Source organism: Ornithinicoccus hortensis, assembly GCF_006716185.1.
GTDB classification, from domain to species: domain Bacteria; phylum Actinomycetota; class Actinomycetes; order Actinomycetales; family Dermatophilaceae; genus Ornithinicoccus; species Ornithinicoccus hortensis.
Genome location: NZ_VFOP01000001.1, coordinates 2594384 through 2614122, shown reverse-complemented (window position 1 = coordinate 2614122; position 19739 = coordinate 2594384). Strand labels below are relative to the sequence as shown.

Annotated in this window: 24 protein-coding genes; 17 read left to right on the top strand and 7 right to left on the bottom strand. The window is 72.2% G+C overall.

Going from position 1 to position 19739, the window contains the following annotated elements; all coding sequences use genetic code 11:
• Positions 1 to 20 precede the first annotated feature (20 nt).
• Entirely contained in the window at positions 21 to 800 is a 780-nt protein-coding gene (locus tag FB467_RS12250) for a class I SAM-dependent methyltransferase (RefSeq protein ID WP_141785347.1), read from the bottom strand.
• Between the two features lie 54 nt (positions 801 to 854).
• On the opposite strand from FB467_RS12250, the gene FB467_RS12245 reads away from it, so the two are divergent.
• From FB467_RS12245 to FB467_RS12235, 3 genes are read left to right on the top strand one after another with little or no spacing between them, the layout of a single operon-like run.
• Positions 855 to 1451: a DUF998 domain-containing protein gene (locus FB467_RS12245; protein WP_141785346.1), complete on the top strand. Its 597-nt coding sequence runs from the start codon at positions 855 to 857 to the stop codon at positions 1449 to 1451.
• A gap of 47 nt (positions 1452 to 1498) precedes the next feature.
• Entirely contained in the window at positions 1499 to 3484 is a 1986-nt protein-coding gene (gene thrS / locus FB467_RS12240; protein ID WP_141785345.1) for a threonine--tRNA ligase, read from the top strand.
• A 34-nt stretch (positions 3485 to 3518) separates the two neighbouring features.
• Positions 3519 to 4001, top strand: coding sequence for a hypothetical protein (locus FB467_RS12235; RefSeq protein ID WP_141785344.1), 483 nt, complete (start codon positions 3519 to 3521; stop codon positions 3999 to 4001).
• Positions 4002 to 4016: 15 nt separating this feature from the next.
• On the opposite strand, the gene FB467_RS18780 is transcribed toward FB467_RS12235, so the two are convergent.
• Genes FB467_RS18780 through FB467_RS12210 form a run of 5 tightly spaced genes read right to left on the bottom strand, consistent with a single transcriptional unit; the run spans position 4017 to position 7564 of the window.
• A complete protein-coding gene (locus FB467_RS18780; RefSeq protein WP_194288317.1) occupies positions 4017 to 4511 on the bottom strand; it encodes a hypothetical protein in 495 nt (164 codons plus the stop codon).
• Positions 4512 to 4523: 12 nt separating this feature from the next.
• Positions 4524 to 4835, bottom strand: coding sequence for a hypothetical protein (locus FB467_RS12225; RefSeq protein WP_141785343.1), 312 nt, complete (start codon positions 4833 to 4835; stop codon positions 4524 to 4526).
• A gap of 4 nt (positions 4836 to 4839) precedes the next feature.
• Positions 4840 to 5154: a hypothetical protein gene (locus tag FB467_RS12220; RefSeq protein WP_228393212.1), complete on the bottom strand. Its 315-nt coding sequence runs from the start codon at positions 5152 to 5154 to the stop codon at positions 4840 to 4842.
• On the bottom strand, positions 5151 to 6752 hold the full coding sequence (locus FB467_RS12215) for a radical SAM protein (RefSeq protein ID WP_228393217.1): 1602 nt from the start codon (positions 6750 to 6752) through the stop codon (positions 5151 to 5153). Before FB467_RS12215 ends, FB467_RS12220 begins: the two co-directional genes overlap by 4 nt.
• Before the next feature lie 8 nt (positions 6753 to 6760).
• Positions 6761 to 7564 (bottom strand): prolipoprotein diacylglyceryl transferase, encoded by an 804-nt coding sequence (locus FB467_RS12210; RefSeq protein WP_141785342.1) that lies wholly within the window; start codon positions 7562 to 7564, stop codon positions 6761 to 6763.
• A 91-nt stretch (positions 7565 to 7655) separates the two neighbouring features.
• Between FB467_RS12210 and FB467_RS12205 the strand changes: the two genes are divergently transcribed.
• Positions 7656 to 8276: a malonic semialdehyde reductase gene (locus FB467_RS12205; protein ID WP_228393218.1), complete on the top strand. Its 621-nt coding sequence runs from the start codon at positions 7656 to 7658 to the stop codon at positions 8274 to 8276.
• A gap of 78 nt (positions 8277 to 8354) precedes the next feature.
• On the opposite strand, the gene FB467_RS12200 is transcribed toward FB467_RS12205, so the two are convergent.
• A complete protein-coding gene (locus tag FB467_RS12200; protein ID WP_141785340.1) occupies positions 8355 to 8801 on the bottom strand; it encodes a nitroreductase family deazaflavin-dependent oxidoreductase in 447 nt (148 codons plus the stop codon).
• A gap of 249 nt (positions 8802 to 9050) precedes the next feature.
• Between FB467_RS12200 and FB467_RS12195 the strand changes: the two genes are divergently transcribed.
• The 13 genes from FB467_RS12195 to yajC all read left to right on the top strand — a co-directional run bounded on the left by FB467_RS12195 (position 9051) and on the right by yajC (position 19734).
• Entirely contained in the window at positions 9051 to 10004 is a 954-nt protein-coding gene (locus tag FB467_RS12195; RefSeq protein WP_141785339.1) for a type IV toxin-antitoxin system AbiEi family antitoxin domain-containing protein, read from the top strand.
• A gap of 142 nt (positions 10005 to 10146) precedes the next feature.
• Positions 10147 to 10701 carry an HIT family protein gene (locus tag FB467_RS12190; protein ID WP_141785338.1) on the top strand — a complete coding sequence of 185 codons (555 nt, stop codon included), beginning with the start codon at positions 10147 to 10149 and terminating at the stop codon, positions 10699 to 10701.
• A 30-nt stretch (positions 10702 to 10731) separates the two neighbouring features.
• On the top strand, positions 10732 to 11346 hold the full coding sequence (gene pgsA / locus FB467_RS12185; RefSeq protein ID WP_141785337.1) for a phosphatidylinositol phosphate synthase: 615 nt from the start codon (positions 10732 to 10734) through the stop codon (positions 11344 to 11346).
• The gene (locus FB467_RS12180) at positions 11343 to 12347 is read left to right on the top strand and encodes a phosphatidylinositol mannoside acyltransferase (RefSeq protein WP_228393219.1); all 1005 of its coding nucleotides are present in this window, start codon (positions 11343 to 11345) and stop codon (positions 12345 to 12347) included. Before pgsA ends, FB467_RS12180 begins: the two co-directional genes overlap by 4 nt.
• A complete protein-coding gene (locus tag FB467_RS12175; RefSeq protein WP_141785336.1) occupies positions 12344 to 13516 on the top strand; it encodes a glycosyltransferase family 4 protein in 1173 nt (390 codons plus the stop codon). The genes FB467_RS12180 and FB467_RS12175 overlap by 4 nt, the downstream gene beginning before the upstream one ends.
• Entirely contained in the window at positions 13513 to 14076 is a 564-nt protein-coding gene (locus tag FB467_RS19330) for a LemA family protein (RefSeq protein ID WP_141785335.1), read from the top strand. Before FB467_RS12175 ends, FB467_RS19330 begins: the two co-directional genes overlap by 4 nt.
• Before the next feature lie 87 nt (positions 14077 to 14163).
• Positions 14164 to 15072 carry a pyridoxal 5'-phosphate synthase lyase subunit PdxS gene (pdxS, locus tag FB467_RS12165; RefSeq protein WP_141785334.1) on the top strand — a complete coding sequence of 303 codons (909 nt, stop codon included), beginning with the start codon at positions 14164 to 14166 and terminating at the stop codon, positions 15070 to 15072.
• Positions 15073 to 15188: 116 nt separating this feature from the next.
• Positions 15189 to 15863, top strand: a complete 675-nt coding sequence (gene pdxT / locus FB467_RS12160) for a pyridoxal 5'-phosphate synthase glutaminase subunit PdxT (protein WP_141785333.1) — start codon at positions 15189 to 15191, stop codon at positions 15861 to 15863.
• On the top strand, positions 15863 to 16621 hold the full coding sequence (locus FB467_RS12155; protein WP_141785332.1) for a YebC/PmpR family DNA-binding transcriptional regulator: 759 nt from the start codon (positions 15863 to 15865) through the stop codon (positions 16619 to 16621). The genes pdxT and FB467_RS12155 overlap by 1 nt, the downstream gene beginning before the upstream one ends.
• A gap of 105 nt (positions 16622 to 16726) precedes the next feature.
• Positions 16727 to 17473, top strand: a complete 747-nt coding sequence (gene ruvC / locus FB467_RS19460; protein WP_141785331.1) for a crossover junction endodeoxyribonuclease RuvC — start codon at positions 16727 to 16729, stop codon at positions 17471 to 17473.
• A complete protein-coding gene (ruvA, locus tag FB467_RS12145) occupies positions 17470 to 18075 on the top strand; it encodes a Holliday junction branch migration protein RuvA (protein WP_141785330.1) in 606 nt (201 codons plus the stop codon). Before ruvC ends, ruvA begins: the two co-directional genes overlap by 4 nt.
• Before the next feature lie 8 nt (positions 18076 to 18083).
• On the top strand, positions 18084 to 19220 hold the full coding sequence (ruvB, locus tag FB467_RS12140) for a Holliday junction branch migration DNA helicase RuvB (protein ID WP_141786639.1): 1137 nt from the start codon (positions 18084 to 18086) through the stop codon (positions 19218 to 19220).
• Positions 19221 to 19401: 181 nt separating this feature from the next.
• A complete protein-coding gene (gene yajC / locus FB467_RS12135; RefSeq protein ID WP_141785329.1) occupies positions 19402 to 19734 on the top strand; it encodes a preprotein translocase subunit YajC in 333 nt (110 codons plus the stop codon).
• Positions 19735 to 19739: the final 5 nt, after the last annotated feature.

Below are 19739 nucleotides of genomic sequence, written 5' to 3'. Positions count from 1 at the left end.
CCGGAACCGCAGGCGGGAGGCTACGGCCGCACGGCCAGGGTCGCCTCCCAGGTCTGCCGGAACCACAGGCCGTCCTCGCGCCGCTCCGGCTGCGTGCCGGTCGGTTCGCCGCCGTCGATCTCGGCGGCGAGCCGGTCCCGGACCTGCTGGGCACGCGCCGGCGGGGTCACCGACTGCTCGAGCCACGGCTCCAGCGGCCGGACCAGCTGGCGCTGCTCGGTGCGGGTGACCGTGCACCCGCGGCACTGCAACCACCGGCCCACCTGAACCGGCCGGGGCATCCGCAGGTGGGAGTCGTCCCGCAGGATCTCGATCTCGTCCTGCCGGGCCGCGAGCCGCTCGTCGGCGTCCGCGGTGAGGTCCTTGACCAGGATCCACCCGCCGGCGGCGGTGACCCGCACGATCTCGTCCAGCACCCGCTCGGGTTCGGGCACGTGGTGCAGCGAGAAGCGGGTCACCACGGCGCCGAAGCTCCCGTCGCCGAACGGGAGGTCCGTGGCATCGCCCTCCAGGTAGCTGACGTTGTCCAGCCCCTCGGCTGCGGCCGCGGCACGGCCCGCCTCCAGCATGGGCACCGTGATGTCGACCACGGTCACCGACTCCACGTGCGGCGCGAAGGCCCGGGCGACCAGCCCGGTCCCACCGGCGACGTCGAGCAACCGGTCCGTCGGCCGCGGGCCCGCCAGCTCAACGAGCCAGCCGAGCCCGGAGGTGAACGCGGTGTTCAGCGCCGGGTCCTCCATGGTCACCGCCTGCTGGGTGAACGCCTGGGTGAGTCGGTCGCGGTGCGGGTCCGTCATGCCCCGGAGTCTAGGTCGCCACCCGTGCCGGGACCCGCTGCTACGGTCACCTCCATGACGGCCCTGCTGGTGTGCGGCATCGTCGGTGCCGTCGGATTCGTGGGGACCTTCCTCCTCGACGGGGCGACCCGTCCGGGCTACCGGCCGACCTACCACCCGGTGAGCGCCCTGGCCCTCGGCCCCCGCGGCTGGCTGCAGGCCGGCAACTTCATCGGCTCCGGTGCCCTGATCGGGGCCTCCGGCGTCGGCGTCGGGATGGCCACCGGGAGCCTGCTCCTCGGGACCCTGGTCATCCTCTTCGGGGCGGCGCTCGTGGCCTCGGGCGTCTTCCCGATGGACCCGATGCGCGGCTACCCGCCCGGCACGCCGGAGGGCACCCCGGAGGAGACAAGCCGCGCCCACGAGCTGCACGACCACGCCGGCGCCGCCGTCTTCTCGCTGTTGCCCGCGGCCGCCGCGGTGGCGGCCTTCGTCCTCGACGGACGCTGGGCCTGGGCCTCGGGACTCGTCGCGGTGGGGCTCGTCGCGCTCTTCGTGGCCTTCGGGTATGCCTGGGAGGGCGACCGTCCCCGGGCGGGACTGGTCCAGCGGGTGCTCATCGTCCTGGGCTGGGCCTGGCTGGCCGTCCTGTGCTGGTCACTCCTGCCCTGACGGGTACGCTTTCGACGCACACCCGACCCGACAGCAAGGAGCACCACGTGTCCGCCCAGATCACCGTGACCGTCGCCGGAGACGAGCGATCGGTGGACCCGGGCACCACGGCCGGTGACCTGTTCGACGGCGACCGCTCGGTCGTGGTCGCCCGTGTCGACGGGGAGCTGCGCGACCTGGTGCACGTGCTCAGCGGGGGAGAGACCGTGGAGCCGGTGACCATCGACTCCCCGGACGGGCTGGACGTGCTGCGGCACTCCTGCGCCCACGTGCTGGCCCAGGCCGTCCAGCAGGTCAACCCGGACGCCAAGCTGGGCATCGGCCCGCCAATCCGCGACGGCTTCTACTACGACTTCGACGTGGCCGAGCCGTTCACCCCCGAGGACCTGAAGAAGCTCGAGAAGGTGATGCAGAAGATCATCAACTCCGGGCAGACCTTCGCACGCCGGGAGGTCGAGGACGACGCGGCCCGCGAGGAGCTCGCCGCCGAGCCCTACAAGCTGGAGCTGATCGGCCTGAAGGGCGGCGCCGCGGAGGACGCCGCCGAGGGCGCCTCCGTGGAGGTCGGCGGCGCCCAGCTGACCATCTACGACAACGTGGACCGCACCGGTGAGGTCGTCTGGGGCGACCTCTGTCGGGGACCCCACCTGCCCAACACCAAGCTCATCGGCAACGCCTTCAAGGTGATGCGCAGCGCCGCGGCCTACTGGCGCGGCAGCGAGAAGAACCCCCAGCTGCAGCGGATCTACGGGACGGCCTGGCCCACCAAACCCGACCTCACGGCATACCTGGACCGGCTCGCCGAGGCCGAGCGGCGCGACCACCGCAAACTGGGCGCAGAGCTCGACCTGTTCTCCTTCCCCGACGAGCTCGGCTCCGGCCTGCCCGTCTTCCACCCCAAGGGCGGGGTGCTGAAGCGGGAGATGGAGGACTACGTGCGCCGGCGGCACATCGAGGAGGGCTTCGACTACGTCGGCACACCGCACATCTCCAAGGAGAGCCTGTTCCACACCTCCGGGCACCTGCCGTACTACGCGGACACGATGTTCCCGCCGATGGAGCTGGAGGGCGGCAACTACTACCTCAAGGCGATGAACTGCCCGATGCACAACCTGATCTTCAGGTCGCGCGGGCGGTCCTACCGCGAGTTGCCGATGCGGCTGTTCGAGTTCGGCTCGGTCTACCGCTACGAGAAGTCCGGGGTGGTGCACGGGCTGACCCGGGTCCGGGGGATGACGCAGGACGACTCCCACTCCTACGTCACCGCCGAGCAGGCCCCCGACGAGATCCGCCACCTGCTGACCTTCATCCTCGGGCTGCTGCGCGACTTCGGGCTGGACGACTACTACCTGGAGCTGTCGACCCCGGACATGGAGGGGGAGAAGAAGGACAAGTTCCAGGGCACCCCCGAGCAGTGGGAGCAGGCCATCGCGGTCCTGGAGGAGGTCGCGGGGGAGACCGGCTTGGAGCTGGTGCCGGACCCGGGCGGCGCGGCCTTCTACGGCCCGAAGATCTCGGTGCAGGCCCGCGACGCGATCGGCCGGACCTGGCAGATGTCGACGATCCAGTACGACTTCAACCAGCCCGAGGGCTTCGAGCTGGAGTACCAGGCGGCGGACGGCACCCGGCAGCGGCCGGTGATGATCCACTCGGCCAAGTTCGGCTCGATCGAGCGGTTCATCGGCGTGCTGGTCGAGCACTACGCCGGCGCCTTCCCGCCCTGGCTGTCGCCGGTGCAGGTGGTCGCGATCCCTGTCGCGGAGCCGTTCGAGGACTACCTGCAGGAGGTCGCTGGGAAGCTGCGCGCGCAGGGGATCCGGGTCGAGGTGGACACCTCCGACGACCGGTTCCCCAAGAAGATCCGGACCGCGCAGAAGGCCAAGGTGCCGTTCATGCTGATCGCCGGCGAGGACGATAGGTCGGCGGGCGCGGTCTCCTTCCGCTACCGCGACGGGTCGCAGAAGAACGGCGTCCCCGTGGACGAGGCGGTCGCCGAGATCGTCGCCGCGGTCCGGGACCGGATCCAGGTCTGAGGCCGGACGGGCCGAGGGGACGACGGGCGACTCGATGGTGAGCGACGTGCGGGTGCGGCAGTTGCGACCGGAGGAGGGACTCCTCGCGGCCGCCCTGCACGTCCAGTCGCTGCGGGCCGCCGGACGGACCGCGCCACCGGGTCACCTGGACCGGTTCGCCTCGGCCTGGGGCCGTCAGCGGGCCACCCTGCCCACCTGGGTCGCCGAGCACGACGGGACGCACGCCGGCGTGGTCATGGTGCAGCTGCCCGCGCCCCTGCCGGCCGACCTGCTGGGCCCGCAGTGGGCCCGCGTGGTGCTGCTGTATGCCGTCCCGTCCGGCCCAGTCGAACGCGCCACCCACGCACTCCTCCAGACCGCGACCCGGTGGTTGCGCAGCGACGAGGGCGTGGCCGTGGCCGCGGGGACGCCGGGACTGGAGCTGGTCGAGGGGATCCGGGTGCCGGCGGCGACGCTGGACTCCCTCGGCGCCCGGGTCGAGGAGCCGCGCCGGGTGCGCCTGCCGGCCGGTCGCTGATCCGCCGGACCCGGCTCAGGCCTGGTAGTTGGCGATGAGGTAGACGCACATGCCGGCTCCCACGATGAGCGCCAGCGGGACGGAGAGCAACAGGCCAACGATCAGGCCGATGCCCCACCGCCGGGTGACCGGGATGACCGCCAGGGCGACCACCGCGATGAGGCCCGCCAGGACCACGACCGGGCCGAAGTCACCCAGCCCGTAGGAGGCCACGGTCAGCAGCACCGCCAGGACCACCCCGAGCAGGGCACCGATCCAGATCGGCATCGACGACCGCTTCGGCGGGGGTTGGTAGGGCGTCCCGTAGGAGCCCGGCGCATAGGGGTTCTGGCCGTAGGGGGACTGCTGCCCGTAGGGCGGCTGCTGGCCGTAGCCCGGCTGCTGTCCGTAGGGCGGCTGCTGGCCGTACTGGGGCTGCTGTTGGCCGTAGGGCTGGGATCCGCCCGGGGGCGGCGGGGCATACGGATCGGTGGGCTGGTCGCCCTGGTCCTGCGAGTCGTTGCCGGCCATTGGTCCTCCCGTCTACATCCGCATGAGCTGCAGGAAGAGCAGCCCGCACACGCCAGCACCGACGATAGCGCCGATGCACACCCCGAGCAGGAGTCCCGCGCTGAACTGGCGCACCGCCGGGACGAGCAGGCCGATGACGGCAAGCAGCGCCGGCACCCCGAGCGACATGGTCAGGGCCGGACCCTCAGCCATCGCCGAGGAGTTCAGGAGGGTGAAGGTGAGCATCCACGACAGCAGGACGCCGGCCACGACCCCGAGGGCCACCAGGAACCCGTTGACCGGTCGGGGCGGCTCGCCGCCCGAAGGGGTCCGATCAGGCGTCATCCCCTCACCACCACCAGAGGTGCAGCCAGACCCCGACGCCGGCCAGGACGACCAGCGCGCCGAGGTATGCCAGCACCAACCGGGTGTCCCGGAGCAGGCAGTCGGAACGGGTGAGACCCGCGCGGCGCGCCTTCCAGTAGCCGGTGAAGCCCAGGACGGCGAAGAAGGCGAGGGCGAACGGCCCCGCCAACCAGCCGAGCAGCGCCACCGTGGCAAAGATGCACAGCCGCAGCGGGTCGAACGGCGCGGTCGCTTCCTCCGGCCGGGCGGCCGGAGTACCCGGGATCCCCGGCGTCACCGCCGGTCGCTCCCCGGTCACGGCGCCCCAGCCCCGAGCAGGTTCTCCCGGCCATCCGGCATACCGGTAGCGGTGGAGATCCGGGTGCGGGCGAGCGGCGCCCACGCCTGCACCGCGCAGAACGGTGCGCACTGGTGGGAGCTGTCCTCGTGGACGGTGGCCACGTGCACGCAGCACTGGGTGAGCCGCTCCTCGATCATCGTGTTGATGTCCATGAACGGCTTGACGGTGACCCGGAGCACGCGCTCGCCGAGCATCGCCCGCAGCCGCTTCTGGCCGCCCGGCAGCGAGGACGAGGCCAGCTGGGTGAGCGTCCCGATCCCGATGTCGCAGTTCGTGCAGATGTCCCGCCAGATGCTGCCGATATCGGGGTGGGACAGCGAGGACTGCTCGCTGAGCAGGTCCAGGATGGAGTCCTTGACCACCTTCTTCAGCTCTGCCGGGAGCGCCTGGTCGGCGATCCGGTTGGCCAGCATGTCCGGCTCCAGGTCGAGGAACTCCTTGAGCCGCTCGTGGCCGATCAGCTCCACCAGGGACCTCCACTGCCCGCCGTCGTCCCGCAGCAGGTAGCCCACCGAGCAGCAGTGCGGGTGGGAGCAGGGGAGCGCGGTGAGGTCGCGCCAGGTGACCCGGCCTTCGGTCTGCGGGCCGAGCCGGGCCAGCACCCCGGTGTGCGTGAGACGGTCCATCGGGTCCACACCCGCGGACCGGCCGGAGCCGAAGACCGGCTGGATGGTGACGCCCCCGACGTAGGGGGTGCGCAGGCCCAGGTCGAGGACGTCCCCGATCTCCTCGTCGTTGACGCCCAGGGCCGCGGTCATCGTGAGCGTGGTGAAGATCCCCGCGCCGGACAGCCGCTCGATCGCCCGCTCCTTGAAGCGCCGCAGGTCGGCCGCCCGGTGGTGCTTGGACGCCTTGGCGGTGAGGCCGTCGAACTGCAGGTAGACCTCGACCCGCTCCCGGTGCTTGACCAGCAGCGCGAGCAGCTCGTCGTCCTGCGCGATCCGCAGCCCGTTGCTGTTGACCAGGATCCGCACGATCGGGCGGGCCACCGCCGCCTCGATGAGCTCGGTGAACTGTGGGTGCAGGGTGGGCTCTCCGCCGGAGAGCATCAGCACGTCGAGCCGGTCGTGCTCGCGGGACAGCCGGGTGTCGATCGAGGCGAGGATCTCCTCCAGCGGCGCGGTCGCCATCAGCTGCGGCGCGGAGTCGGCGAAACAGGTGGGGCAACGCAGGTTGCAGTGGTCGGTGATGTCCTCCAGCAGGATGCAGGTGTGCTGGGTCTGCATCTGGGGCAGGCCGTCGAGGTATGCCGAGGGGACCGGTTTGAAGTTGCCGCTCAGGTCGGCGGTGTGCTCCTTGGTCGGGGCCGTCCACTGCTCGAGGTAGCGCAGGATCTCCGCGGACTCGTCATACAGCGTCCGCACGAACCCGTGGTCCGGACAGCCCCGCTCCAGGAAGACCCTGCCGTCCCGCTCGGCCAGCCAGCCGGACAGGCGCCGCACCTCCTCCAGGGGGCGGTCGGGCGCCTCCTCGTGGCAGTGCGGGCAGAAGGCGTTGACGTAGCGGTGGACACGGAAGTCGCGCAGCTTCACGCCGGGGCCGATCGTGGGCTTCACCAGGACTCCTATCGGGTGCTGTGGGCCACCTCGCGGCGGCGCGGGCTCAGGACGTAGGTGCCGCGGCGAGCCTGCCACACGACGCGGGCCAGCAGCAGCGGGATGGTCAGGGCCAGGAACAGTTGCGGCCGGGTCAGCCCCCACCAGGCCACCTCGTTGCCGCGGACGAACTCCACGAGGAACCGGAAGACCGCGTAGCCGGCGACGTAGAGGACGAACGACTCCCCGGGTGGCAGCCGGTCGCGCAGGACCGACCAGAGCACCACGAAGGCGATCAGGTGGAAGGCGATCTCGTAGCCGAAGGACGGGTGCAGCGCGACCCCTGCGGGCGCGCCCAGCCGCTGCGCGGTCGCCTCGTCCAGGACCGGGCCGAAGCCGAGGGAGTTCGGGGTGCCCGGGAGCTCGGTGAGCAGGCACCCCCACCGCCCGACGGCCATCCCGAGCGCGACCGCCGGGGCGAACAGGTCGCCGGTCCGCAGCCGGTAGCCGCAGAGCCGCTTGGCGACGTGGACCCCCAGCCAGGCACCGACCAGCCCGCCCAGAATGCTGCGGTTGCCGTAGAGCCACTGCTCCACCAGGGTCGCGTTGGTCCGCAGGTCCGCGTCCTGCAGCCAGGTGCCCAACCGCATGAACACCGCGCCGCCGAAGAGGGCCCCGGTGACGACATACAGCAGCCGTTCGTCGGTCTGGCCGGTGTGCCGGGCCTGGACCACGAAGATCGCGAGCGCGCACAGCACCCCCAACCCGACGAAGAACTCGTGCGTCGGGACCGGGAGGTCCGTCCCCAGGAGATCGCCGAGCGTGGGATACATGAGCCACAACCTAGCCGCCCGGGGCGCAGGTGTGAGGGGCGCCACAGCGCCGGCCCGGAATCCCCACGATGTGGTTGAGCGTTCAAGGAACGTGACTGCATACGCACCCGAGACCCCGGACCTGCTGACCCTCGACCCGGAGGCCCAGGACCTGCTCTTCCGCGAGGCGCGCACCGCCAACACGTTCACCGATGAGCCGGTGAGCCGCGCCCAGGTGCAGGCCATCTACGACCTCATCAAGTGGGCCCCGACCGCCATGAACGCCCAGCCGCTGCGGATGGTGCTGCTGGAGAGCGCCGAGTCGCGCGCCCGGCTCCTGCCGCTCATGGGTGAGGGCAACCGGGCCAAGACCGAGACCGCCCCGATGACCGTCCTGCTGGCCGCCGACACCTCCTTCCACGAGGAGCTGCCCCGGACCTTCCCGCACGCCACGGGACTGAAGGACATGTTCGAGGACAACGCGGCAGCCCGGCAGCGCACCGCGCGGCTGAACAGCAGCCTGCAGGTGGGCTACTTCATCCTCGGCGCCCGTGCCGCGGGCCTGGCGGCCGGGCCGATGACCGGGTTCGACGTCGACGCGGTGAGCGCCGAGTTCTTCCCCGACGGCGACCACGAGGTGCTGGTCGTGGTGAACCTGGGCCACCCTGGCGAGGGTGCCTGGATGCAGCGGCTGCCGCGGCTGGACTTCGACGAGGTCGTCACCGCACTCTGACCCTGCGACGCAAAAGGTGGGGCCCCGGGTCGACCGGGGCCCCACTTCGTCGCTCTCGTCGTCTTCGCCGTCCCGGCGTCAGGCGGGCTTGACCGGCTCCAACAGGTAGACCGGGATCTGCCGGTCCGTCTTCTCCTGGTACTCCGCGTAGGGCGGGAAGGCGGCCACCGACCGCTCCCACCACTCCTCGCGCTCCGGCCCCTCGGCCAGGCGGGCCCGCAGCCCCGCGTGGTGCTCCGTCCCGTCCTGCACCGCCACGTCGGGGTGCGCCCGCAGGTTGTGCACCCATACCGGGTCCTCCGGGCTGCCGCCCTTGCTCGCCACGGCCGCGTAGGTGCCCCCGTGCTCCACCCGCATCAGCGGCACCCTGCGCAACCTGCCGCTCCTGGCCCCCCGCATCGTCACCACGACCACCGCGCGGTCGTGCACCTGCGCGGCGTCCGTCGTCCCCGCCGCGTCGATGGCCTCCAGCTGCTTCTTGACCCAGCCCTGGGCCGGTTGGATGTACTCGTCGGTGTGCGTCATGGTTGCGTCAACCACCGCACCCCCCCGCCTTCTTCCGCCCTGGGTTGCCCCCTGCAGGATTATCGGGTTACCCGAGAATCCTGCGCTTCGTAGGAGAAGCTTCCCGGTCGATAGCGCCAGGTTCCGGGGTGAAGCGAGGCCGACGCCGCCCTGCGGGCCGCTCTTGGCTCGTGGCCGGCCGCCCATCGGGTTATCCACAGATCCGTCGGAGGCCGCCCACGGGCCAGGCGTCGGTGCCAGCGTAGGAGCATGAATGAGGCATTGAGGCTCCTGGAGGAGCAGGGGGAAGTGCTCTTCACAACCCAGCAGGCGTATGCCGTGGGGCTGGATGATCGGAGCCTGCTGCGGTTGCGCAAGACGGGGGAGTGCGTGCGGTTGACCCGGGGCCTGTATGTCCTCGGCTCCCACCAGGCCGTGGAGCCGGAGACGGCCCACCTGCAACTGGCCAGGGGGGGCCTGCTGCTCTATCCCGATGCCGCGTTGAGCCACGAGTCGGCCCTCCTGGCCCACGGCTTCCCGGTGTGGCGGATCAACCCGTCCGTGGTCCACCTGCAGCGCCCGGTCCAGCACCAGGTGCGACGGGGAAGCTTCGTCATCGACCCGTGGTGGATGGCCATGCCCGACGACCGCGAGGGGGCGGACGCGGCGCCGACACCGGCTGTCCCCGTGCCCACCCGGGCCGGCCCGGCGGTGGAGCCCGCCGTCGCCGTCGTGCAGACGACCCGGGTGCGGGGTCTGGTCAGCGGGGTGATCGCGGCCGACCACGGCCTGCACCACGGAGTCTTCACGGAGGCGGACCTCGCGGCGGCGGCCCGAGTCGTGTCCGGGTGGCCCGATTCCTCGGCGGTCGGCGCCGCCCTGGAGCTTGCCGACGGTTCCTCCGAGAGCCCCGGCGAGTCACGCTGCCGGGTCTGCCTGACCGTGGCCGGGTTCGAACTGGTCCCGCAGGTCCGGATCTGCGACGAGCACGGGGTGTTCGTTGCCCGGGTCGACTTCCTCCTGAAGGGGACGAAGATCGCCCTCGAGTTCGACGGCAAGGTCAAGTACGACACCGGCGACCCCTCCGTCCTCTGGGCCGAGAAACGGCGCGAGGACCGCCTGCGTGAACTCGGGTACATCGTCATCCGGGTGACCTGGGCCGACCTGGACCGACCGCAGCAACTGTTCGCGCGCATCCGCGCGGCCATGGCGATCGCCGCCTGACTAGACTGGGCCGCTGGAAGGCCGCCCGACCCACCTTCACCCCGGAACGTGGCGCTATCGACCGGGAAGCTTCTCCTACGAAGCGCAGGATTATCGGGCGACCCGATAATCCTGCAGCCCCCCAGCCCCTAAGATCAGGGGCATGGCGCAGGGTGAGGACCGGGTGGAGGACGCGGCCGGCTTCGTGGGGGTGGGCGACGGGTTCGAACGCCTCTGGACCCCGCACCGGATGGTCTACGTGCAGGGGGAACGGCCGCCCAGCGACGCGGGGGAGGGCTGCCCGTTCTGCGACGCACCGGGCAAGGGCGACGCGGAGGGCCTGATCTTGCACCGGGGGGAGCACTGCTACGTGGTGCTCAACCTGTTCCCGTACAACCCCGGGCACCTGCTGGTCTGTCCCTACCGGCACGTGCCCCTCTACACCGAGCTGGACGACGCCGAGACGCAGGAGTTCACGGCCCTGACCAAGGCCGCGATCGCCGCGCTCCGGCAGGCGTCCGGCCCGGCGGGCTTCAACATCGGGATGAACCAGGGCGCGGTCGCCGGCGCCGGCGTGGCGGCCCACCTGCACCAGCACGTCGTGCCCCGCTGGGAGGGCGACAGCAACTTCCTGCCGGTCATCGCGCAGACCAAAGCGCTGCCGCAGCTGCTGGAAGACGTGCGGACCCGGCTCATCGCCGCGTGGCCGACCGCCTGAGCGTCCGGCGCCCGTTACGCTGTCCCCGCCATGCTCAACCGATACGCCCGTGCGTTCTTCACGGCCATCTTCACCCCCATCGCCCGCGTTCTGCTGCGGCTGGGGGTCAGTCCTGATGCCGTCACCCTGGTGGGCACGCTCGGCGTCTGCGCCGGCGCCCTGGCCTTCTACCCGCGCGGGGAACTGTGGTGGGGCACCATCGTGATCACCTGCTTCGTGTTCACGGACCTGATCGACGGCACCATGGCCCGGATGTCGGGCCGCACCAGCAGCTGGGGCGCGTTCCTGGACTCGACGATGGACCGGCTGGGCGACGGCGCGGTCTTCGGCGGCCTCATCCTCTACTTCACCGGTGTCGGCGACGACGACCTGTCCGCGGTCCTGGCCCTGGCCTGCCTGGTGCTCGGCTTCGTCACCAGCTACAGCAAGGCCCGCGCCGAGGGCCTCGGCATGACGGCGGACGTCGGCATCGCCGAACGCGCGGACCGGCTGGTCGCCGTGCTGGTCACGACCGGGTTCGTCGGACTGTTCCTGCCCACCTGGGTGCTCACCGTGGTGCTCGCCCTGCTCGTCGTGGCGGGCGTGATCACCGTCGCCCAGCGGATCCTCACCGTGCGCCAACAGGCCAGGGCGGGTATGCCGTGACGCTGGCCGACCCGGTCGCCGCCGCCAGGTCCGTGGCCGGGCGGGCCTCGGAGGTCGCCTCCCTCGCCTCGTTCCGCGTCGGGTGGCGGGCCGTGCGGGTGCTGCCGGCAGGGGCGGCCTACCGGCTGTTCGACGGGATCGCCGCGGCGGTCTACCGGCGGCAGGGCAAGGACGTGCAGCGGATGCGCGACAACTACCGGCGGGTCCGCCCCGACCTGGACGACGCCGCGCTCGAGGCACTGGTCCGGTCCGGGGTGGCCTCCTACTTCCGCTACTGGTGCGAGTCCTTCCGGCTGCCGGACCGCACGGCCGACGAACTGGCCCGCACGGTGCGGGTCGAGGGCGACGGCCCGGTCCGCGAGGCCCTGGCGCGGGGGCGGGGCGGCGTCTGCTTCCTCGGGCACCTGGGCAACTGGGACACCGCGGGCGCATGGGCCACCCACCACCTGGCCCCGGTGACCACGGTCGCCGAGCGGTTGCGCCCGGAGGAGCTGTATGACGAGTTCGTCCGTTACCGGGAGGCGCTCGGGATGCGGATCCTGCCGCTGACCGGTGGGGCGCCGCCCTTCCGGGAGCTGGTCCGGACGGTCCGCGACGGCGGGTTCGTCCCCCTCCTGGCCGACCGGGACCTCACCGACTCGGGGCTGACCGTGACCTTCTGCGGCCACCCGGCCCGGATGGCCGCCGGCCCCGCCTCGCTCGCCCTGGCGACGGGGGCGCCGCTGTACCCCGTCGCCACCTACTACGAACCCGACCCGTCGCCCCGACCGGGGGCCGGCGGGCACCAGCTGGTGATCGCGTTCGGCGCCCCGCTCACCCCGCGGGAGCCGGAGGCGCCGCGCGCGGAGCAGGTGCAGGACCTGACCCAGCAGTGCGCGGACTACCTGACCGGCGCCGTGCGGGCGCACACCGAGGACTGGCACATGATGCAGCGGGTGTTCGTCGCCGACGGACCCTCCGCCGGCGACGGCCCCGCTCCCGCGACCGGAGCGGCCCCATGAGGGTCGGACTGGTCAGCCCGTACTCCTTCGACGTCCCCGGCGGTGTCCAGCTGCACGTCAAGGACCTGGCCACCGAGCTGATCAGCCGGGGCCACCAGGTCAGCGTCCTGGCGCCGGCCGAGGACGACACCCCCCTGCCCGACTTCGTGGTCAGCGCCGGCAGCGCCGTCCCGGTGCGCTACAACGGCTCGGTGGCCCGCCTCGCCTTCGGCCCTCAGGTGTCCGCGCGGGTCGACGCCTGGCTGGCCGAGGGCAGGTTCGACGTCATCCACATCCACGAGCCGGCCAGCCCCAGCGTCTCGCTGCTGGCGCTCTGGGCCGCCCAGGGGCCGGTCGTGGCGACCTTCCACACGGCCACCCTGAAGTCCCGGGCGATGCGGATGGCCAACCCGATCCTGCGGCCCAGCCTGGAGAAGCTGTCGGCCCGGATCGCCGTCTCCGAGGCCGCCCGCAAGACGGTCACCGCCCACGTCGGGGGCACGACCGTGGTCATCCCCAACGGGGTCTACGTCAAGGACTTCCGCCCAGACCCCACGGACCAGCGCCGCTGGGGCTCCCGGACCGACGGCCCGCGGGTGGTCTTCCTGGGCCGGTTCGACGAGCCCCGCAAGGGCCTGCACGTCCTGGCCGAGGCGGTCCCGTCCATCCTGCGGGCGCACCCGGACGCGCAGATCCTGGTCGCCGGCCCGGGGGACGTCGCGGAGCGGGCCCGGGCGCTGCCCGACGACGTGGCCAAGGCGATGCGCTTCCTGGGCGCGCTCAGCCACGAGGACAAGGTGTCCCTCCTGGCCGGCGCCGACGTCTACGTGGCACCCAACACCGGCGGGGAGAGCTTCGGCATCATCCTCGTCGAGGCGATGGCCGCCGGGGCGCCCGTCGTGGCCTCGGACCTCGACGCCTTCACCGCGGTGCTCGACCACGGCCGCGCCGGCCTGACCTTCCCGGTCGGGGACGGCGCCGCCCTCGCCTCCCAGGTATGCAGTCTGCTGGACGATCCCGAACGCCGGCGCCGGGTGGCCGAGGCCGGGACCGCACGGGCGTGGGCCTTCGACTGGTCCAGGGTGGGTGAGCAGGTGCTGGCCGTCTACGAGTCAGTGCGGCCCGCGGACCTGGCCACGGTGGAGCTCGAGCGCAGCGCCCGTCCCTGGTCCGGGTGGTGGCGCCGATGAAGGTCTCCCCGGTCACCGAGGCACTGATGTATGCCGGGCTCATCCTGGCCGTGGTGCTCGCCGTCGGCTGGTTCCTGTCCTACACCGCGGTCCGGCTGGACCGGCTGCACCACCGGATCCAGGCGACCGCGGCGGCGCTGGACGCCCAGCTGGTCCGCCGGGCCGACGCCGCGCTCGAGGTGGCCCTGGGCGGGCACCTCGACCCGGCCACGGCCACGCTGCTGGCGACCGCGGCCAACGCGGTGATGGGCGCCGGCGGGGCGTGGACCCCCGAGCGCGCCGCGGCCGAGTCCGAGCTCACCGGGGTGCTGCAGGCCGCGTCCACCACGCTGGAGACGCTGCAGGAGCACGAGGACGAGGGGGCGGTCGAGGGATTCGACCGGTTGCGGGGCGCCGGCGTCCGGGTGCAGCTCGCCCGACGCTTCCACAACGAGGCGGTCCGGGACGTGACCGCGCTGCGCGGCAGCTGGGTCGTGCGGTGGTTCCGGTTGGCCGGGCACGCCCGGATGCCCCAGCCGGTGACCTTCGAGGATGCCTGGCCCCAGATCGCCGTAGACTGAGCACCCGAGGACGTCCGCAACGGCGCCACTCGGCATACGCCCCACGAAGCCCACGATCACCCCCTGTCACCGAAGGACGTCACGAGCATGAGCACCCACGACACCACCGACCAGCACCAGGCCGGGACGACCCGGGTCAAGCGGGGGATGGCCGACATGTTGAAGGGCGGGGTGATCATGGACGTGGTCACCGCCGAGCAGGCCAAGATCGCCGAGGACGCCGGCGCCGTCGCGGTCATGGCCCTCGAGCGGGTCCCGGCCGACATCCGGGCGCAGGGCGGGGTCTCCCGGATGAGCGACCCGGACATGATCGACGGCATCATCGAGGCCGTGTCGATCCCGGTGATGGCCAAGGCCCGGATCGGACACTTCGTCGAGGCGCAGGTGCTCCAGTCCCTCGGTGTCGACTACGTCGACGAGTCCGAGGTGCTCACCCCGGCGGACTACGCCAACCACATCGACAAGTGGGCCTTCACCGTGCCCTTCGTCTGCGGCGCGACCAACCTGGGCGAGGCGCTGCGCCGGATCACCGAGGGCGCGGCGATGATCCGCTCCAAGGGCGAGGCCGGCACCGGTGACGTGTCCAACGCGACCACCCACATGCGGTCCATCCGGGCCGAGATCCGCCGGTTGACCAGCATGTCCGAGGACGAGCTCTACGTCGCCGCGAAGGAGCTCCAGGCCCCATACGACCTGGTCAAGGAGGTCGCGCTCCAGGGCAAGCTGCCGGTCGTGCTGTTCACCGCCGGGGGCATCGCCACGCCGGCCGACGCCGCCATGATGATGCAGCTGGGCGCCGAGGGCGTCTTCGTCGGGTCGGGCATCTTCAAGTCGGGCAACCCGGCCGAGCGGGCCGCGGCCATCGTCAAGGCCACCACCTTCCACGACGACCCCGACGTCATCGCCAAGGTCTCGCGCGGCCTCGGCGAGGCGATGGTCGGGATCAACGTCGACGACATCCCACAGCCGCACCGGCTGGCCGAGCGCGGCTGGTAGGCCCCGGCACCGCCGACCCGGCGCGGCGCCCAGCGGCCCTCACCGGGATCGGGAGGGGGCGTCCGACCGCCAGGAGTTGACGAGGCTCGTCAGGACGAGCCGATGAGATGGAGGACATGCTGGTGACTTCGCCCCGGCCACGCATCGGGGTGCTCGCCGTCCAGGGAGACGTCGCGGACCACCTGCGGGTGCTGAACGCCCTCGGTGTGGACGCGCGCACCGTGCGCCGCCCCGAGGAACTCGCCGAGGTCGACGGGCTGGTGCTCCCGGGCGGTGAGTCCACCACGATCGACCGGCTGCTGCGCATCTTCGACCTGGCCGAGCCGCTGCGCGCGCGCCTGCGGGCGGGCATGCCGGCATACGGGTCCTGCGCCGGCATGATCATGCTGGGCAGCGCGGTCCTCGACGGACGGACCGACCAGGGCTGCCTGGCTGCCCTCGACATCTCGGTGCGCCGCAACGCCTTCGGACGCCAGGTCGACTCCTTCGAGGCCGACCTGGAGATCGCCGCGCTGCCCCGCGCCGACGAGGGGCCCTTCCGCGCGGTCTTCATCCGCGCCCCGTGGGTCGAGCGGGTGGGCCCCGGGGTCGAGGTCCTGGCCACCGTGGAGCACGACGGCGCCGAACGGGTCGTCATGGTCCGCCAGGGACCCGTCCTGGCCACCTCCTTCCACCCCGAGGTGACCCCGGACGCGCGGGTCCACGAGTTGTTCGTGCAGATGGTGCGCGAGCAGGCAGGTAGCATCGGGGACCGATCCGGACCGAGCACCAGCAGGAGCAAGGGAGACTGATGAGCGGCCATTCCAAATGGGCGACCACCAAGCACAAGAAGGCAGCGATCGACGCCAAGCGCGGCAAGCTGTTCGCCAAGCTGATCAAGAACATCGAGGTCGCGGCGCGCACCGGCGGGGGCGACCCGGCCGGCAACCCGACGCTGTACGACGCGATCCAGAAGGCCAAGAAGACCAGCGTCCCCAACGACAACATCGAGCGCGCCGTCAAGCGCGGCTCCGGTGCCGAGGCCGGTGGTGCGGACTGGCAGGCGCTGACCTACGAGGGGTATGCCCCCGGCGGCGTCGCCCTGCTGATCGAGTGCCTGACCGACAACAAGAACCGCGCCGTGATGGAGGTCCGCACCGCGCTGACCCGCAACGGCGGGACCATGGCCGACTCCGGGTCGGTGTCCTACCTGTTCAACCGCAAGGGCGTGGTCCTGGTGGCCAAGGAGGGGCGCTCGGAGGACGACATCCTCGAGGTGGTGCTCGACTCCGGGGCCGAGGAGGTCACCGACATCGGTGAGTCCTACGAGATCGTCAGCGAGGCGGGCGACATGGTGGCCGTGCGCACGGCGCTCGTCGACGCCGGGATCGACTACGACTCCGCCGACCAGCAGTTCCTGCCCAGCGTCGAGGTGCCCCTGGACCTCGAGGGCGCCAAGAAGATGTTCCGCGTGATCGAGGCCCTCGAGGACTGCGACGACGTGCAGAACGTCTACGCCAACGGCGACATCAGCGACGAGGTGCTGGCCCAGCTGGACGAGGAGGACTGAGCCGCCCGGCGCGTCGCGCCGCCGTCTTCCGGCCCCGCTGACGTAACGTTGTGACCTGCGAACAGGTGTTCGCAGGAGACAACGCCGGACGAGGGAGGCAACCAGGTGCGCGTCCTCGGAGTCGACCCGGGCCTGACCCGTTGCGGCCTGGGTGTGGTCGAGGGGCGGGCAGGTCGCCCGCTGCGGATGGTCGCCGTGGGCGTCGTGCGCACCCCGGTCTCGGACGACCCGCAGGAACGCCTGCTCAGCCTGCAGACCGAGATCGACCAGTGGCTCGCCGACCACCGGCCCGACGCGGTCGCGGTCGAGCGGGTCTTCGCCAAGGCCAACATCAAGGGGATCATGGGCACCGCCCAGGCCTCGGCCGTCCCGATGCTGGCCGCCGCCCGGCTGGGGCTGCCCCTCGCGCTCTACACCCCCACCGAGGTGAAGGCGTCGGTCAGCGGCAACGGTCGGGCCGACAAGGCCCAGGTCACCTCGATGATCACCCGGATCCTGGGACTGGACGTCGCGCCCCGGCCCGCGGACGCCGCGGACGCCCTCGCCCTGGCGATCTGCCACGTATGGCGTGGCGAGGCCCACGACCGCCGCCACGCCGCGGCGGCCTCCGACCTGATGGTGCGGGCCCAGCAGCAGGCCGCCGCGGCCGGCCCGAACCGGCTGGCCCAGTTGCACGCCCAGGCCCGCTCCGCCCAGCGCCCGGTGCCAGGCAGCTCCACGCGCGCGGGGGCCGCCGTCGCCGGCCGGGTCGTGTACCCCCGGACCACCACCCCGACCACCCCGTCCGCGACGGCGCGACCGCGCCCCACCACCGACCGGCCCACCCAGGGCAAGAACGGAACGACCCGATGATCTCCTCGGTGCGAGGCACCGTCCTGCACGTCGGACTCAACCACGTGGTGATCGAGGTCGGCGGCGTCGGCCTGCAGGTCCACACCACCCCGGCCACCGCGGCGGAGTGCCGCACCGGCACGGAGGCCCGCCTGGCGACCACCCTGGTCGTCCGGGAGGAGTCGCTGACGCTCTACGGCTTCCCGGGGGCGGAGGGTCGCGCCCTCTTCGAGCAGGTGCAGACGGTCTCCGGGGTGGGACCCCGGCTCGCGCTGGCGATGCTGTCGGTGCACGCCCCCGAGGAGGTCCGCAGGGCCATCTCCACCGGCGACCTGGCCGCGCTGACCAAGGTCCCCGGGATCGGCAAGAAGAGTGCCGAGCGGCTCGTCCTGGAGCTGCGCGACAAGATCATGGTCGGCGTCGACCAGCCCGAGGGTGCCCCGGCAGCCACCCCAGCCGCCGCCCTGGGCGCCGCGCAGGAGCAGGTGCGGGAGGCGCTGGTCGGCCTCGGCTGGAGCGCCAAGCAGGCCGAGGACGCCCTCGGCCGCGTTGCCGCGGGTCCGGACGCGCCCACCCAGGTCTCCGAGCTGTTGCGCGCCGCGTTGCGGGAGCTCGGCCGGTGACCGGGGGTGTGCCGGAGGGCCCCGGCGACGACCGGTGGGGGAGCGACGGCGGTTGGGACGACGGGTCGCTGGACGCGACGGCGCGCGTGGTGGATGCCGACTCCAGCGAGGAGGAGCGCCGGATCGAGGCGGCGCTGCGGCCCCGCCGGCTGACCGACTTCCCGGGCCAGCAGCGGGTCCGCGACCAGCTGGGCCTGGTCCTGGAGGCCGCCCGGCGCCGCCAGGCACCGCCGGACCACGTCCTGCTGTCCGGCCCGCCCGGGCTGGGCAAGACCACGCTGGCGATGATCATCGCGGCCGAGTTGGAGCAGCCGATCCGGATCACCAGCGGACCGGCCATCCAGCACGCCGGTGACCTGGCGGCCGTGCTCTCCTCGATGAGTGAGGGGGAGGTGCTCTTCCTCGACGAGATCCACCGGATGTCCCGGCCCGCGGAGGAGATGCTCTACCTGGCGATGGAGGACTTCCGGGTGGACGTGATCGTCGGCAAGGGGCCGGGCGCCACCGCGATCCCGCTGGAGCTCCCACCCTTCACCGTCGTCGGGGCCACCACCCGGTCCGGCCTGCTCCCGGCCCCGCTGCGCGACCGGTTCGGCTTCACCGGACACCTCGACTTCTACAGCACCGAGGACCTGGTCAAGATCCTGACCCGGAACGCCACGTTGCTGGAGATCGAGGCCGACCCGGCCGGCGTCGAGCAGATCGCCTCGCGGTCCCGCGGCACACCCCGGATCGCGAACCGGCTGCTGCGGCGGGTGCGCGACTGGGCCCAGGTGCACGGACGGCACGTCGTGGACCTCCCCGCCGCCGAGGCAGCCCTGGACCTGTTCGACGTGGACGCCCGGGGGCTCGACCGCCTGGACCGCGCGGTCCTGGAGGCCCTGTGCCAGCGGTTCGGCGGCGGCCCGGTCGGGCTGAGCACCCTGGCGGTCGCCGTGGGGGAGGAGCCGGACACGGTCGAGACGGTGGCCGAGCCCTTCCTGGTCCGCGAGGGGTTCATGGTGCGCACGCCGCGCGGGCGGGCCGCCTCGCCACTGGCCTGGCAGCACCTGGGCCTGACCCCGCCGCAGGGTTCCCCCGGCGCCGGCGCCGGCAGCCAGGACACGCTGCCGCTGAGCGGGGACGTCGGCCGGTTCAGCGGCTGACCGCCCCTGGGCACCGGCATCCGGGCAGGTCACGATTCGGGCAACAGACCCGCCGAACCGCGGGGCGTCTTTGGTGGCTCCCGGTCGCTCACCTAGACTGCCCCGGGTGCACGCCGTGTGATGCGTGCCCCTGGCGGCCCTCCACGGGTGCTGCTCCAACGGACGTTTATAAGGACCCACCATGTCGTTTCAGGCCGCGGCGAGCACGCCGCAGGGGGGTGGCTTCGGGACGCTGCTCCTGCTGGCGCTGCCCCTGCTGCTCATCGCCTACATGATCTTCTCCCAGCGTCGCAAGGCCAAGGCCATGCAGCAGATGCAGTCGGAGTTCCAGGTCGGCGACGAGGTGATGACCAGCACCGGCCTCTACGGCCGGATCGCGGCGTTGGAGGACGGCGTCGTCCGGCTCGAGGTCGCCCCCGGAGTCCAGCTCGAGTGGGACCGCCGGGCGATCGTGCGCTCCCCGCGGGCCGGTATGTCGGACCAGGCGGGGACCGACAACGAGCCCACGGAGTGATGCGT

What these genes read in the sequence shown, in the direction of transcription:
- FB467_RS12250 (WP_141785347.1), bottom strand. Translation starts at nt 800, where the DNA reads ATGACGGACCCGCACCGCGACCGACTCACCCAGGCGTTCACCCAGCAG.
- FB467_RS12245 (WP_141785346.1), top strand. Translation starts at nt 855, where the DNA reads ATGACGGCCCTGCTGGTGTGCGGCATCGTCGGTGCCGTCGGATTCGTG.
- FB467_RS12235 (WP_141785344.1), top strand. Translation starts at nt 3,519, where the DNA reads ATGGTGAGCGACGTGCGGGTGCGGCAGTTGCGACCGGAGGAGGGACTC.
- FB467_RS18780 (WP_194288317.1), bottom strand. Translation starts at nt 4,511, where the DNA reads ATGGCCGGCAACGACTCGCAGGACCAGGGCGACCAGCCCACCGATCCG.
- FB467_RS12225 (WP_141785343.1), bottom strand. Translation starts at nt 4,835, where the DNA reads ATGACGCCTGATCGGACCCCTTCGGGCGGCGAGCCGCCCCGACCGGTC.
- FB467_RS12210 (WP_141785342.1), bottom strand. Translation starts at nt 7,564, where the DNA reads ATGTATCCCACGCTCGGCGATCTCCTGGGGACGGACCTCCCGGTCCCG.
- FB467_RS12200 (WP_141785340.1), bottom strand. Translation starts at nt 8,801, where the DNA reads ATGACGCACACCGACGAGTACATCCAACCGGCCCAGGGCTGGGTCAAG.
- FB467_RS12195 (WP_141785339.1), top strand. Translation starts at nt 9,051, where the DNA reads ATGAATGAGGCATTGAGGCTCCTGGAGGAGCAGGGGGAAGTGCTCTTC.
- FB467_RS12190 (WP_141785338.1), top strand. Translation starts at nt 10,147, where the DNA reads ATGGCGCAGGGTGAGGACCGGGTGGAGGACGCGGCCGGCTTCGTGGGG.
- pgsA (WP_141785337.1), top strand. Translation starts at nt 10,732, where the DNA reads ATGCTCAACCGATACGCCCGTGCGTTCTTCACGGCCATCTTCACCCCC.
- FB467_RS12175 (WP_141785336.1), top strand. Translation starts at nt 12,344, where the DNA reads ATGAGGGTCGGACTGGTCAGCCCGTACTCCTTCGACGTCCCCGGCGGT.
- FB467_RS19330 (WP_141785335.1), top strand. Translation starts at nt 13,513, where the DNA reads ATGAAGGTCTCCCCGGTCACCGAGGCACTGATGTATGCCGGGCTCATC.
- pdxS (WP_141785334.1), top strand. Translation starts at nt 14,164, where the DNA reads ATGAGCACCCACGACACCACCGACCAGCACCAGGCCGGGACGACCCGG.
- pdxT (WP_141785333.1), top strand. Translation starts at nt 15,189, where the DNA reads ATGCTGGTGACTTCGCCCCGGCCACGCATCGGGGTGCTCGCCGTCCAG.
- FB467_RS12155 (WP_141785332.1), top strand. Translation starts at nt 15,863, where the DNA reads ATGAGCGGCCATTCCAAATGGGCGACCACCAAGCACAAGAAGGCAGCG.
- ruvA (WP_141785330.1), top strand. Translation starts at nt 17,470, where the DNA reads ATGATCTCCTCGGTGCGAGGCACCGTCCTGCACGTCGGACTCAACCAC.
- yajC (WP_141785329.1), top strand. Translation starts at nt 19,402, where the DNA reads ATGTCGTTTCAGGCCGCGGCGAGCACGCCGCAGGGGGGTGGCTTCGGG.